Here is a 12,932-nt window from a genome sequence, read left to right as displayed (position 1 = left end):
ATCACTCCATTGTATCCAGGCAGCCGGATAATCGCATGACCCCTCGCCAGTATTTCAGCCTGATCGACGTGCAGGCCCGCATGTTGCTCAAGGCTGATGCCTCCAAGTTCAAGCTGGGTATACTGTGGTGGTTCCTGGAGCCCCTGATGTGGGTTTCTGTGTTTTTTGTCGTATTCAACCTGATTCTCGACTCCGGCAAGAAGTCCGGCGATTTCATCCTCTTTCTTACCTGTGGCAAGTTTGCCTTTATCTGGTTCTCCAAGACGGTCATTCAGGCTTCGGGCAGTATCGTCGCGAGCCAGGGCCTGGTGGGCAAGATCAATATGCCCAAATCATTGTGGCCGATGGCGGCGATACAGGAGAGTCTCTACCGGCAATCCTCTGTGTATCTGCTGTTATTCCTGATCCTGATCATGTTTGGACAGTATCCTGGCTTTGCCTGGCTGTGGATGATTCCCATCTTCCTGGTAATGTATCTGATGATTGTGGCCTGTGGCTTGGTGGGTTCCTGCCTGGTGTGCATCGTGAGGGATTTCCAGAAATTAATACCCCTGGGGATGACCTTTTTGTTGTTTACCTCTGGCATTTTCTGGGATGTGCGCGACATCGGCAGTCCTGAGAAAACCGAACTCCTGCTCACCATGAATCCGCTGGCCTTTATGATTGACGCGCACCGGCAGGTGCTTATGAATGACACCGCTCCGGACACGCTCCATCTTATGGCCATTGCGCTTGGCTCCGGGGCCATCATCGTCTTGTCCATTAAATTCATGCGAAACAAGAGCAAGTACCTCGCTTTGAAGGTGTTGACCTGATGAGTGCCCCCGACAGAAAGGTCATGCTGGAACTGAGGGATGTGTCCCTCAGCTTCCAGACCAGCAAGGGCACGTTCGACCATGGTGTGCACCATGTGCTGGATCAGGTCTCTTTCAAGCTTTATGAGAATGAGACGCTGGGCATTATTGGCCGCAACGGTGTGGGCAAAACCACCATGCTGCGAATTATGGCGGAAATCCTGGCGCCCACCGGCGGTGAAATAGTCAAGCGGCCGGGCAAAACGGCATCCCTGCTCACCATTGGTCTTGGCCACAAGCTGGACCTGAGCGGCCGCGATAACGCCATGTTGTCGGCCATGCTGCAGGGGGCAACTAAATCCGAGGCGCTCGCTTACCTTGAACAAATCAAGGCGTTTTCTGAGCTGGGTGACTCCTTCGAGGAGCCGGTAAAAACCTACTCCGCGGGGATGAAGTCACGCCTTGGCTTTACCACCGCACTGCTGACCCATGTCGACATTCTGCTGGTGGATGAAATTCTCAGCGTCGGGGATGCCGAGTTCAGGAAAAAGGCCGAGAAGGCCATGAAGGAGCGAATGGCGGGAGACCAGACCGTGGTGTTTGTCTCGCACTCGGATGCTCAAGTGAAGTCTTTGTGCGACAGGGCGATCTGGATCGACCAGGGAAAGATTTGCGCGCAGGGTGACCCGGAAGAGGTGATTGCGGAGTATCGGGCCTCGATGAGAAAGTAGGGCCAACCTCTAGCACTGCTCTGTGCTGCTGTTAGCCGAGGATACGGCTTTCTGGTCTGTAACCCACCTTCGTCAGTTTTTTAGATATTTCTTACAACGCTCAATTGCTCTAAGGTAAAGAGGTCTTCTTCTGCTCTTCCATAGATTGTCAGCCTGAGAGTACTTTAGAGAAAATTGACTTAGCACGTTAAGTAGCGCGGATGAGAGCTCACTGTCCGGATGTGTGTTTGAATCCCGTTCATTTATGCCAGATCGAGCATCGGGGTGTGCCAATAAGACTGCCTCCCAACCACTTCTTAAATGCGCCCACTTAAAGAAAAATTGATAACCACAGTCGATTTCGTTTAAGAGTTTGGGTAGTTTCACTGGGTCAGCCGGCAGGTGATAAAGGCAAATTGCCAATTTTGGCCTGTGCTTTCTTATTGTTTCGGTAGCTCCCTTCAAGGCTTGCAACTCCGCTCCTTCGATATCCATTTTGATCATGTCGACTCGATCAAGAGATCGTTGGCGAACGTAGTCATCAATCGAAATTGTTCCAATACTGTTACTGCTGCCCGGGGATAACGAAGTATTGGAGTCTACTTTGGTCGCCCCTTGAATATTATGATTTTTGATCTCTAGTATTTCGCCCGAGCGGTCCGACAGTGCTAATTGATTGACAAAAACTCTTTCCTCATCGAGCTTGTTCAGTTTGACATTCGCTCTTAGCAGCTCGAGATTTTCGTCCAGTAGTTCGAAACAGTGCACCTCGCACTGCCCCTCGGCTTTATGATTGAACAATACTGCGGTGTCTCCGATGAATGCACCGGCGTCAATTATGACGTCACCTTTTTCGATGATCACCGGCCCATGTTCATACTGGTTATAATAAAAATCATGAATCCCAAGCACCCAGGGATACTGAATGATGTCCAAGTCGTAACCTTGACTCGAGTAGTTGACCTTTCGATAGGGCCGACCACACACTGAAAATTCTTCCCATGGAGCTGACTTTGCCAGGCTTACGACTTGGTCATAAGCTAGAAGTTCGCTGTCATGCACAAGTTGTATGTCCCCCCACCTTTTGAGGAACCACAATATAAATATGGCCCGATCATCGGTGTTGAGTTTCAAGTAGATGTTGTCTTCTATCACGCGCAAAGACTCACCAAAGCGCTTAATCAGTTGGTCAAGCTGGACAAGGTCCTTGCCCTCCAGCTGAGAGCTGAAGATAAGAAGATCGTGCAAAAGGATTCCTTTTGCCGGGTTGGTGCCGTCGGTTGAATCGGTCATGGTTATCTCTGAATTTGAGCACGGACCCTTAGGATGGATTTCAGGTTGTAAAGATTCAGCGGCCTTCTTCGAGGTTGGCTAGAGAAACTACCTCAGAGTGTCTTCGGCTGAAATCGCGACGTAAGCCATCTTTTACTGCTTGTCGCGTTATTTCCAGAAACTTCCGCCGCTCGCTCACCTCATAGTGCCGGTAGGTGAGGAAAAATTTTGGTACTTTTATAAGAAGCACAAGGGGGAAAAACCACCCCGAAGCGATACGAAATAGCTCCAGGCGATTCCTGTAGGTGTAATATACCTTCCAGAGCGGGTGGTAAACGTCTTGCTGATTGATCAGGGTTTCGCAGTCATGACGAAACCGCATGGTCGGGACGAACCAGTGGCGAAACCCCGCCCTGCGAGAATCCAGCACGTAGATGATGTCATCGGCGTAAATGAACAGTTCGCTGCGGGGCAGACCAATCTTCCCTTTTCGAATATTGGCCAAGCGGATGAAACAGCCGACAAAGGATGACGTATCTACATCCAGGGGGGTTTCGCTCCTGTAGGCGTCGTCGCTGACGTGAAAGCCCATACGCCCCTTTCCAGCAGTGCCCAGAAACTCACCGAAGTGCCAGAATGGATTGTTGCTGGGCCGGTTCATTTCGCTGATTGTCTGGCCATCCGGCAAGTATACCGCTCCGGCCAGTGAGCCAACGTCCTCTGGGATAGAGAGTGTATTGAATGTGTCAACAACGTTGGACTCTGGGTAGGCGTCATCGTCAAAACACACCAGCCAGTCCGCGTCCGGGAGGTCCTCCGCAACGTGGGCGAAGCCTAAATTAAATCCGCCTGCCCCGCCCAGGTTTGTCTCGCTGTGAATCACCAGCAGCCGGGGGTCTGAGAGGGAATCCAGCCAACCGGCTGTATCGTCAGTCGAGGCGTTGTTGACCACCACAATACGATAGAAGGCATTGTCGAGGGTTTTGGCAATCGTTTCCTTCAGTTTGTCGAGGCGATTGAAGGTAACGATAACAGCGGCAAGGTTTCCGGGATGGGGCACGTTAGATTGGCTCAACAAAAAACGAGGGGATTGTCTCTCTCTGTTCCCGCAGTGTCAAAAACCGCTCCGATGCCTCGAGGGCCTCGGCTATGGTGACATCCATATCGAGATAACGGTAGGTGCCCAGGCGGCCGACGAAAGAGACACCTGCTTCACGCCGCGCCTTGTCGACATAATCCCGCAGCATAGCCTGTTCTTCGGTCAGGCGTATGGGGTAATAGGGAATTTCACCCTCCTCGCAGGCGCGGCTGTGTTCCTCAAAACAGATCGTTTTATCGTGCTGCTCCCAGGGCGAAAAATGTTTATGTTCGGCGATACGGGTATAGGGTACTGACTCATCACCGTAGTTCATTACCGCGCAACCCTGAAAATCTCCCTCTGTGCGAATTTCCCTGAAGTCCAGGGTTCGATAGCCAAGTCGACCCAGGTCGTAGTCAAAATAGCCATCAATTGGCCCGCTGTAGAACACGTGGTCGTAGTCCTTCACCTGTGCCCGGGAAAACTGAGTGCCCAGGCGGACAGAAATATTCGGGTGGTCCAGGATTCTCTCAACAATAGCCGTGTAACCGTCCCGAGGCATGCCCTGGTACTTGTGGAAAAAGTAATTGTCGTCGTAATTAAAGCGCACTGGCAGTCGCTTGAGAATGCTGGCCGGTAACTGGGTAGGGGAGCAGCCCCACTGTTTTTGCGTATAGCCCTTGAAGAATGCCTCATAGAGGTCCTTGCCGACGAAGCGAAGGGCCTGCTCTTCGAAGGTTTGCGGATCCTCGATGCTGAGATCGGCCTGTTCCTCGATAAACGACTGCGCCTCTGCCGGCGACATGGCTTTGCCGAAGAACTGGTTGATGGTCAATAGATTGATGGGGAGTGAATAGACTTTGCCGCCACTGGTGGTCTTTACCCGGTTGGTGTAGGGCATGAAGGTGGTGAACTGGTTCAGGTAGTCCCAGACCTGTTCATTGTCGGTGTGGAAGATATGGGGGCCGTAGCGGTGCACCATTACGCCGGATTGGGGGTCGCGCTCGGTGTGGCAATTTCCAGCAATGTGGAGGCGTGAGTCGACGACGCTTACGGTGTGGCCTGCATTCGCCAGGCTTCGCGCGATTACCGCTCCACTAAACCCGGCGCCTACGGCGAGGAAATCACACATATAGCTAATGACCTTGTGGCACGCCTCAGTAGGCGTTCTTGTTGATAAAGCCCCTGGCCAGGGTCATCAGAATGATCTTCAAATCCAGGCCCAGTGACCAATTCTCTATATAATAGAGATCATGCTCAATACGTTTTTGCAGGTCGGTGTTGCCTCGCCAGCCATTGACCTGTGCCCAGCCCGTGATTCCCGCCTTGACCTTGTGCTTTTGCATATAGCTTGGGACTTCGCTTTTGAACTGCTCAACAAATACGGGGCGCTCCGGCCTGGGGCCAACAATGGACATGTCCCCTTTGAGCACATTCCAGAATTGGGGCATTTCATCCAGGGAGGTTTTTCTCAAAAATGAACCCACCCGCGTGGCGCGAGTCTCACCCTGGGTGGCCCAAACCGGACCACTGTCGGATTCCACATCCACGGGCATGGTGCGGAATTTGTGCATCTTGAATGGCTTTCCGTTCCAGCTTAGCCGTTCCTGGGAGTAAAGCACCGGCCCCGGGCTGCTTAGTTTGACGGCGATTGCAATCAACAGAAGTAGGGGAGAGATCAGCACCAATATGATGCACGACAGGATTCTGTCTTCCAGTGCCTTCACCCAGCGATTTACTCCGTCCATCGGAGTCATAGATAGATTCACCACCGCCATATTGGCAATGGTGGTAATAGAGTGATTGATCAGGCGGAAGCCGAAAAAGTCGGGCACCAGGCGGATGTCTGCGGTAACGTCCCGCAGTTCGGCCATGATTTTCTCAATCAAGTCCTCCTCCCTTAGTGGCATGGCAATCCATATTTGATCGACCCGGTTGGTTTTGACGTATTCCACTCCTTCAGCCAGGGAGCCTTTGTGAACATTTGCCGGGTCATTTAAGAGTGGCATTGAAGAATAGTAGCCCTGAATGTTAAAGCCTGTTTCCGGGGACGCCAGCAGGTTCTCCAGCACGCGTTGTCCTGTCTCTCCGTCGGCCAGAAGGACTACATGCCTTAGGTTGTATCCCCTGGCGCGCATCTTCGCCAGCACCCGCCGTAGCAGCAGACGAGCAAACATCAGTGCCAGGTAGCCTCCTGTGAACCACATCAGCATCCAGGCCCTGGAGAAGCTGGCGGAAGTCTTGGTGATCACCGACAGAAACACCAAAATTGCGAAGATGATGCTCCATGCCAGGAGAAGTTGGGTAAATTCACGTAACTGGTCCTCCCCTCGCCAGGCCCGGTAGAGGTCGACAGCGTGGAATACGACAAGCTGTAGGAGCACAGACAGGATGATAGCGATCTGGTAGTGGAGGATACTGGGTGGTGGGCGACCGTCGCTGAAGACAATCTGGTAGGCAATGGCACAGCTACCCAAAGACAGGAGTATATCCAGTGTACGCATCAGCCAGAGCAGCAAGTTGGAATGCTCCCGGAGATAACCCTTTGCCGAAATGGTATTCATTGAAAACGTTGCTATCTTTTTATTCTCGAATAATGGATTGCCAATACACTCCGCCCCCACCTGGCCCGTCTTCCAAGTAGGAAACTACAGGTACATACGGTATTCTACTTTATCCGCGACTGGTGCAGTAGGCTAGTGTCGGGACTCTATCCTGGCGCGTTACAAATTAGGGTTTCTTCAGGCCTCCTTTGAGAGAATTTACTTGGTTTTGAGAGATGAATTTTGTGGTTAAGACGGTACTGACATTCGGAACATTTGACCTGTTTCACTTTGGTCATCTGCGCATCCTTCAGAGGGCCAGGGAACTGGGCGATAGCCTTGTTGTTGGCGTGTCATCAGACGCCCTGAATTTCTCAAAGAAAGGAAAGTACCCGATTTTTTCCGAGGAACACCGTTTGGCGATTGTGAGCGAGATCAAGGGTGTGGATCGGGTGTTTGTCGAAGAGAGCCTGGAAAAAAAGCGCGAGTACATTCTAAGTCAGAAAGCAGATTTGCTTGTTATGGGCGACGATTGGAAAGGTAAATTCGATGACTTGTCTGACGTTTGTGAAGTTGTCTATCTGGAGCGAACCCCGGCTCTTTCGACAACAGAATACAAAAATATCATAAAGAACATTATAGATAGCTTCTGACATCGTCCTCCTGGCGTGCTATCAGCAGTGTTATAGCGGTTTTTTTTACTAACTTATCGTACGATCATAACTGCTGTTCTTTACGAGCTTTCTGGCGGCCACTCTTTTCGAGCGTCAAAGCAAGCGTTGCAACTTGCTGGATACCTCTTCAGCGTCTTGAGTAGACATACGGCCGTGGATGGGAAGGCAAATAACCCTCCTGGCCAGATCCTCTGACACCCTGCATTCATCAGCCCCCGGGCAATCGCGGTAGACATCGATGGTATTTATGGAGACGCTGAAATAACGGCGACAGACGACACCTTCAATTCGCAGCGCGGCCTCGATTCGCTTGAGGTCGTCGCCAGCGAAGCTCTCATCAAGAAGAACCGGGAAGTAAGCGTGGTTCCAACGGATACCATGGCCAGGATCAAGTAATTGCAACGCATCATTACCCTGTAGAGAGGTACGGTACTGCTGTCCCACCTGGGTACGGCGTGAAATCTCCTCTTCAACTCCCTTTAGATTCAGCAAGCCAACGGCGGCAAGGATTTCATTCATCTTTGCGTTTGTGCCCCAGCCAGATATTTCGTCTGGGCCCGAGATTCCAAAATTTCGTAGCAGCCTAACTCTATTCAGAGTTTCTTCATTTGCGGTGACAAGCGCGCCACCTTCAATGCTGTTAAAGATCTTGGTTGCGTGAAATGACAGCATGCAGATATCGCCATACAGTGACAGCGCATTCCCTTCGACAGTGGTGCCAAAGGAGTGAGCGCCATCATAGATAAGGGCAAGACCGTGTCGGGTAGCGATCTCATCCAGCGCCTCCAGGTTGCAAGGCAGGCCATAGGCATGGGTTGCGAGAATTGCTCGGGTCCTTGGGTTAATCTTTTCTTCAATAAGTAAGGGGTCAAGGTTGAAGGTACTGGCGTCGATGTCAGAAAAGACAACCTGCGCGCCTACGTTCCTGATGGCGTGACTGGTAGAAACAAATGAGTAGGGTGTAGTGATGACCTCTCCATCGCAGAGATCCAGCGCCCTGAGGCCGATTTCAAGAGAGCTATGACCATTGGTCTGTACTGCCACATGTTTCGCCCCAAGATATCCCCTTAGAGCGTTCTCAAACTGCTGCAGGAATGGACCATCATTGGTGAGCCAGCGGTTCTCCCATATTTCATCGAGGCTGTTTTTCAGTTCTTCAAGAGAGGGCAGCGAGGGCTCCGAAATTACAATTCGATTACTCATATTGACCCTCTTCTATAGTCGATAAAACCGTCGACTGCGTCTACGTCGATAACCACCACGTTCTCTTTCGATTTCGATACTTCCAGCCTCTCGGCAAATGCGTCGTCAACAAAGAGGGTCCGGCCTTTGACCGGCATGTGGTCACTCTTCGGTTCCCCGGACTGGAGATGAACAATACTGTCAAATAGTAAGGACGATAGACAGTGCTGGTCTAATGTTTGCCTGATATCTCGAGCGTGACGGGATACCAGTGTAACCGGACGGTTTGTTTCCCTGTACTGGTAAATGAGCGACAGAACCTTGATGCAAACTCTGTTGTCGGGCGTGATCAGGGTGTCATCAAGGTCAATTACCAGGGAGTCAAACTCCTCCCTGGCCACTACTCGATTGGCGATAGACCTCTCGATCTCTACATTTAGGTCATTTTTAATCACAGAAACGGGAATACCCATGGCGTCGTAAATTGTCAGCGCTGCGAGGTTCACCCCGCCGAACCTCGCCGAAACCGACGTCCCGGCTATTCGGGGGGCGACCTCCAGTAGCTTTGGTACTCCAAGCTTGTCCTCCCTGACCTGAAAAAACCAGCCACCGAAAATGCCCAAACGAGAGACCAGCTTCCTGGCGATCTCCGAAATACGCTGGGCGTGATCGCTGGTGGTCAGCGAGTGCATGCTGATTCCATATTTTGTTCGCAGTCGCTCCCTGGGTTGGCAAAATAGCAACTCTCCGGATCGGGTCGAGAAGCAGTCTACAGTGTACTCACGCCCTGGTAGGTATTCGGTTATGACGTGATCTTTGAATGGTTTGTCGATGGATTGGAGGTGCGTGGCATCATCGACAATATGCGCTCCTATGGAATTTTGTCCCCTCGATGGTTTACGAAACACAGGATAGTTATCGATTTCAGTGGCTTGGCTGTAGCAGCGGGGTACGAATGCTTCCTCACTCAACGCCGTATAAGTGTTGGCTTTATACTGCGTGAGTTGGCAGATCTCCCAGGGCACGCATAAAAGTTCCGCAGCGAGACGTTGAGAGCTTTTTGCCAAAGCAAGGATGACTTCGTCGTGAGCCGGGAAGATATAGTCGATCTCCAGTTCAGTGAGCAATTGATTGAGTCCATCGATGAAGCCGGAGTCGGAAATGTGAGGAAGTATATGCTCACTATCCGGAAACACACAGTTTGCATGGCTGGGTATGGATGAGGCTGCAAAAGTCGAAAAATGCTTGTTATGTTTTAGGGAGGCGTGAATCTCCAATCCAATTTCAGATCCGGCTGGAAAAATGAGTATATTTTTTTTCATCAATGTGCGTGCTCTATGGCGTTGGATGCCTTGAAGATCTCACCCAGTATGCGATTGGCGGCGCTACCATCGTCATTCGGACAAAACTTTGCCGCAAATTCATCCCTCAGGTCCTGGAAGCCTGTTGCCACTTCCTCCAGTTGATCGACCCTATCGAGGAGTTCAGAAAAGCTGGTGACCACGGGACCGGGCAACTGGTCCATAGAGACATACATGTCTCTTGTGGAGTCCTGATATTCAGCTAAATCATAAGCATAATAAATGATAGGTCTGTCGCTGTTCAGATAGTCGAAGAAAATTGAAGAATAGTCCGTTATCAGACAGTCTGCGATGGCGAGTAACTCCTGCGTATCGTCATAATCACTCACGCTCATTATTCTTTGTTCGTAGCCATTCAGGCGCGGCGGTAGTACCAGGTGATGAAATTTCAGCAGTAGCACCACGTCAGACGGGGCGTTACGGGACCATGCCTCGTAATCAAAGACGTCGTCTGCCTTGTAGATCCAGTTGCCTAACGGGTTGTTGTCTCGCCACGTCGGGGCGTACAGCACTACTCGCTTGGATGCCGGGATACCCAGGGAATCCTTGACTCTCTGCTTTATCCTGTCCAGCTCAGGAGAGCTCCATATGTCGTTGATTGGATATCCCTGTTCCAGTATCTTTCCACCGAACTTGAAGCACCTTCGGAAGATTTCCGTGGAGTACGAATTTTGCGAAAGCAAGTAGTCCCAATTTCTTGATTCTCGGTATGCCTTCTCTCTGGCTCCAGCCTCTGGGCCAGATACCTCTATGTCCCATCCAAGTTTCTTGAGCGGTGTTCCATGCCAGGTCTGGATATAAACTGTGTCGTCAGCTTTCTCATGCACGGGAAACTGAATGTTATTCACCCAGTACTTGGACTTGGCAAGTGCCTGAAAGTATTCATCAGACCCGCGTCGTACCTGTTTTTCACAGTTCAGAATGTCCAGGGGTTGTTTGTTGTATACCCAGACGCTGCGGAATTCCGGGTAATGCCGCGCCAGCTCCTGGTGAATATACTTTGGGTTGCCGCTGTATGACTTTCCGAAGAAGCTTTCGAATACAACCAGATTGTCGTCTCTTTCTGTAGAGCTAAGATAGGAGCGAAAAATATCATGCCCGGCGTAGTTCGGCTTAATCTTCCGGTAGGCTCTCTTTAACCCAATTGGGGCAAGCTTTCCCAGCAACTTCTTTGGCGAATATTTCCGCAAGCCGGCTCTGGTTCGAGCTCTAAATTGCCTATAGCGGATACGGCAGTAATAGAGATAACAGAAAAGGTAGAATTCATATCTATTCCTCCTGAACAAACTTCTAACGATGAAACCTTCCGCCCTCGGCAAGTTTTTGACCTGTGTGTGGCGCACCATTGAGTAATAGTCCGCCGTGGCTTCATAGAATCTGGACAGCTGTTTGAACGAAAAATCACGCTCCAACCAAAAGGGGAATAAGTGCCATACAGGGCGGCGGGAATCAAACTCCAGAAGCTTCTCAAGGTAAAGTGATTCGTTAGCACTAGCGGTATTTTGCCAGGACATACTAAGTGATTCCATGTGGTCGAGAAGGGTCCTGGCTTCCTTCTTTCTGTCAGTGATTGAAAGATTATTGCTGCTTTCACGCTTTCGCCAAACCACGACGTCCTTGTTCAAGGTGGCGATGCTCGAAGTGGAAGTGTACGCTTTCGCAACAAAGGGGCCGTCTGCATATATTTGACCATCCTTCATGAAAATATTTTCTGAAACCAGAAAATCCCTGCGCATTAATTTTCCGTGATACATTTTGCTGATGAAAATCTGGCACCTCTGTTTCGGGGTGGAAAGTACGGCAGAGCCACTAATCCAATCCGTCTCTTCAACTGAGGAGAACACGTTGTTGGTCAGTTTGAGCATTTTCCCAACGACGATCTTCGCGTCCGTAACGATCGCTCGATCATAAAGTGAATCCAGGCTATCTGGCAGCAAATAGTCGTCTGAGTCCAGAATGAGAATGAAGTCACCGCGTGCGGCTAATATGCCGCGATTAATCGCAGTCGCGCCTCCGGTATTGGGTTGATCAATCACCTTCAGAACATTTGGGAACGTGCGCTGATATCGGTGAAGGATTTTCAAGCTATTGTCAGGGCTCTCATCATTGATGCATATGACCTCGATATCGAGCTTTGTCTCTTGTTCCAGAACGCTATCGAGGCACTCTTCCAGGAAAAGTTCCGTGTTGTAAACTGGAATAACAATGGATACGGCTTTCATGAGGGTCCTGAGGTATCGAAATGGTTTCGTAAATAGAGTTCTGTGTAGGGGCTTGATGCCCAGTTCAGATTTGGCGTGTCGAAGTCACAGTCGAAGCTCTTCTTCGGCTGTCGCCAGTCTCCGTAGTTTTCTGTTAAATAAAGGTCAAAGTTCTGTGGCCCAGGTACTTGCATCCCGAGGAAATCGTATGGCGCGATTGAAAACGGGGAATTGCTCCAGACATGGCTACCGGTACCGTGGACGTACTTTTCGCGCTCTTGGTAGTGAACGAATAGGTCGATAGTGACAGAGGATCGATGCAGCAGTTTCACCACTGCGGGCTTAGCAGGTTCCAATTCGGATTCATGGCTGCCATCTTTAGCCCAGTTCAGAAAATACTCTACACCCTTAATATGAAAGTTTTCGCTTGCATCTATGCATCGAATAAACTCCGAAAGATTGAACTCGCTTTCCATGATACCTACGTCAATATCATAGTCGTGACCAATAAAGTTCTTTTCCCGAACCGCACCCAGAAAGGTGCCGCTGACCATGAACCAGGGAATTGAGGCGCGGTCGGTTAGTCGCAGCAGGTCTTTCAGCGCCAACAGGGCGTCCTTTCCATCAAGGCTACAATGATTGTGTTGCCTGATTTTGCGCTCCCTGGTGGCGCAGTTTTTCACTATGCCCAGAGAGTCAGGGGTGCACTCAAGTGTTGTTTTCCAGGGGTCTGTGCTGCCCAGGGCGCAAACCCCGGCTAAGCTTAGCTTCTGAGTAGCCGTCCATTTGAGATGTTCGTCATGACAAAATTCTTCAATCCAGGCCAGTGTGGCTTCCTTGCCCTGACTGCCCAGAACACCACCTATGTCAAATTGAGTCCCCATTTCGCCAAATCTATAGCGACTGTGATTGATGAACCAGAGCACACATTCCAGGGCCTGGAATGTCCGTCGTTTTCCAAGCAGCGAATTCACGTCTTTCCTTACCAGTTTCGGAGCCCTTAGCAATACCAGGACAATTTGTAAGAATGGGATAAGAAAGAAGCTCAAGTAGGCGGATTTTCGCCCAAGAATCGCGCGCTTAACTGCGTCAGTTTTCACGGGCAAAGCCTGACTGT

The 12,932-nt window shown here is 50.6% G+C and carries 11 protein-coding genes; 3 read left to right on the top strand and 8 right to left on the bottom strand.

The features are described 5' to 3' along the window. The first annotated feature begins 35 nt into the window (after positions 1 to 35). Together E2F43_RS18075 and E2F43_RS18070 are read left to right on the top strand one after the other, a co-directional pair. Positions 36 to 815: an ABC transporter permease gene (locus E2F43_RS18075; protein ID WP_238947013.1), complete on the top strand. Its 780-nt coding sequence runs from the start codon at positions 36 to 38 to the stop codon at positions 813 to 815. After that, complete coding sequence (locus E2F43_RS18070; protein WP_238947012.1) at positions 815 to 1,525, top strand: ABC transporter ATP-binding protein; 711 nt, start codon at positions 815 to 817, stop codon at positions 1,523 to 1,525. The genes E2F43_RS18075 and E2F43_RS18070 overlap by 1 nt, the downstream gene beginning before the upstream one ends. A gap of 72 nt (positions 1,526 to 1,597) precedes the next feature. Here E2F43_RS18070 and E2F43_RS18065 read toward each other — a convergent pair whose 3' ends face one another. The 4 genes from E2F43_RS18065 to E2F43_RS18050 are packed head-to-tail and all read right to left on the bottom strand — an operon-like array spanning position 1,598 to position 6,418. After that, positions 1,598 to 2,797 carry an FkbM family methyltransferase gene (locus tag E2F43_RS18065; RefSeq protein WP_133215364.1) on the bottom strand — a complete coding sequence of 400 codons (1,200 nt, stop codon included), beginning with the start codon at positions 2,795 to 2,797 and terminating at the stop codon, positions 1,598 to 1,600. 55 nt (positions 2,798 to 2,852) lie between these two features. Continuing rightward, on the bottom strand, positions 2,853 to 3,836 hold the full coding sequence (locus tag E2F43_RS18060; RefSeq protein WP_238947011.1) for a glycosyltransferase: 984 nt from the start codon (positions 3,834 to 3,836) through the stop codon (positions 2,853 to 2,855). A gap of 1 nt (position 3,837) precedes the next feature. Next, entirely contained in the window at positions 3,838 to 4,986 is a 1,149-nt protein-coding gene (gene glf, locus E2F43_RS18055) for a UDP-galactopyranose mutase (RefSeq protein ID WP_133215360.1), read from the bottom strand. Between the two features lie 25 nt (positions 4,987 to 5,011). Beyond that, positions 5,012 to 6,418, bottom strand: coding sequence for an undecaprenyl-phosphate glucose phosphotransferase (locus E2F43_RS18050; RefSeq protein WP_133215358.1), 1,407 nt, complete (start codon positions 6,416 to 6,418; stop codon positions 5,012 to 5,014). A gap of 215 nt (positions 6,419 to 6,633) precedes the next feature. On the opposite strand from E2F43_RS18050, the gene E2F43_RS18045 reads away from it, so the two are divergent. Then, positions 6,634 to 7,050, top strand: a complete 417-nt coding sequence (locus tag E2F43_RS18045; RefSeq protein ID WP_133215356.1) for an FAD synthase family protein — start codon at positions 6,634 to 6,636, stop codon at positions 7,048 to 7,050. A 114-nt stretch (positions 7,051 to 7,164) separates the two neighbouring features. Here the strand turns inward: E2F43_RS18045 and E2F43_RS18040 are convergent, their stop codons facing one another. From E2F43_RS18040 to E2F43_RS18025, 4 genes are read right to left on the bottom strand one after another with little or no spacing between them, the layout of a single operon-like run. After that, complete coding sequence (locus tag E2F43_RS18040) at positions 7,165 to 8,274, bottom strand: DegT/DnrJ/EryC1/StrS family aminotransferase (protein WP_133215354.1); 1,110 nt, start codon at positions 8,272 to 8,274, stop codon at positions 7,165 to 7,167. Beyond that, positions 8,271 to 9,575 (bottom strand): ATP-grasp domain-containing protein, encoded by a 1,305-nt coding sequence (locus E2F43_RS18035; protein WP_133215352.1) that lies wholly within the window; start codon positions 9,573 to 9,575, stop codon positions 8,271 to 8,273. Before E2F43_RS18035 ends, E2F43_RS18040 begins: the two co-directional genes overlap by 4 nt. After that, a complete protein-coding gene (locus tag E2F43_RS18030; protein ID WP_133215350.1) occupies positions 9,575 to 11,836 on the bottom strand; it encodes a bifunctional glycosyltransferase/CDP-glycerol:glycerophosphate glycerophosphotransferase in 2,262 nt (753 codons plus the stop codon). Before E2F43_RS18030 ends, E2F43_RS18035 begins: the two co-directional genes overlap by 1 nt. Further along, positions 11,833 to 12,915, bottom strand: coding sequence for a LicD family protein (locus E2F43_RS18025; protein WP_165954394.1), 1,083 nt, complete (start codon positions 12,913 to 12,915; stop codon positions 11,833 to 11,835). The genes E2F43_RS18030 and E2F43_RS18025 overlap by 4 nt, the downstream gene beginning before the upstream one ends. Positions 12,916 to 12,932 lie beyond the last annotated feature (17 nt).

It is taken from the genome of Seongchinamella unica (assembly GCF_004354085.1).
Taxonomy (GTDB): Bacteria; Pseudomonadota; Gammaproteobacteria; order Pseudomonadales; family Halieaceae; genus Halioglobus; species Halioglobus unicus.
Note: the sequence above shows the minus strand (reverse complement) of the source record. Positions and strands in the feature narration are given on the sequence as shown.

What these genes read in the sequence shown, in the direction of transcription:
- E2F43_RS18075 (WP_238947013.1), top strand. Translation starts at nt 36, where the DNA reads ATGACCCCTCGCCAGTATTTCAGCCTGATCGACGTGCAGGCCCGCATG.
- E2F43_RS18070 (WP_238947012.1), top strand. Translation starts at nt 815, where the DNA reads ATGAGTGCCCCCGACAGAAAGGTCATGCTGGAACTGAGGGATGTGTCC.
- E2F43_RS18065 (WP_133215364.1), bottom strand. Translation starts at nt 2,797, where the DNA reads ATGACCGATTCAACCGACGGCACCAACCCGGCAAAAGGAATCCTTTTG.
- glf (WP_133215360.1), bottom strand. Translation starts at nt 4,986, where the DNA reads ATGTGTGATTTCCTCGCCGTAGGCGCCGGGTTTAGTGGAGCGGTAATC.
- E2F43_RS18050 (WP_133215358.1), bottom strand. Translation starts at nt 6,418, where the DNA reads ATGAATACCATTTCGGCAAAGGGTTATCTCCGGGAGCATTCCAACTTG.
- E2F43_RS18045 (WP_133215356.1), top strand. Translation starts at nt 6,634, where the DNA reads ATGAATTTTGTGGTTAAGACGGTACTGACATTCGGAACATTTGACCTG.
- E2F43_RS18040 (WP_133215354.1), bottom strand. Translation starts at nt 8,274, where the DNA reads ATGAGTAATCGAATTGTAATTTCGGAGCCCTCGCTGCCCTCTCTTGAA.
- E2F43_RS18035 (WP_133215352.1), bottom strand. Translation starts at nt 9,575, where the DNA reads ATGAAAAAAAATATACTCATTTTTCCAGCCGGATCTGAAATTGGATTG.
- E2F43_RS18030 (WP_133215350.1), bottom strand. Translation starts at nt 11,836, where the DNA reads ATGAAAGCCGTATCCATTGTTATTCCAGTTTACAACACGGAACTTTTC.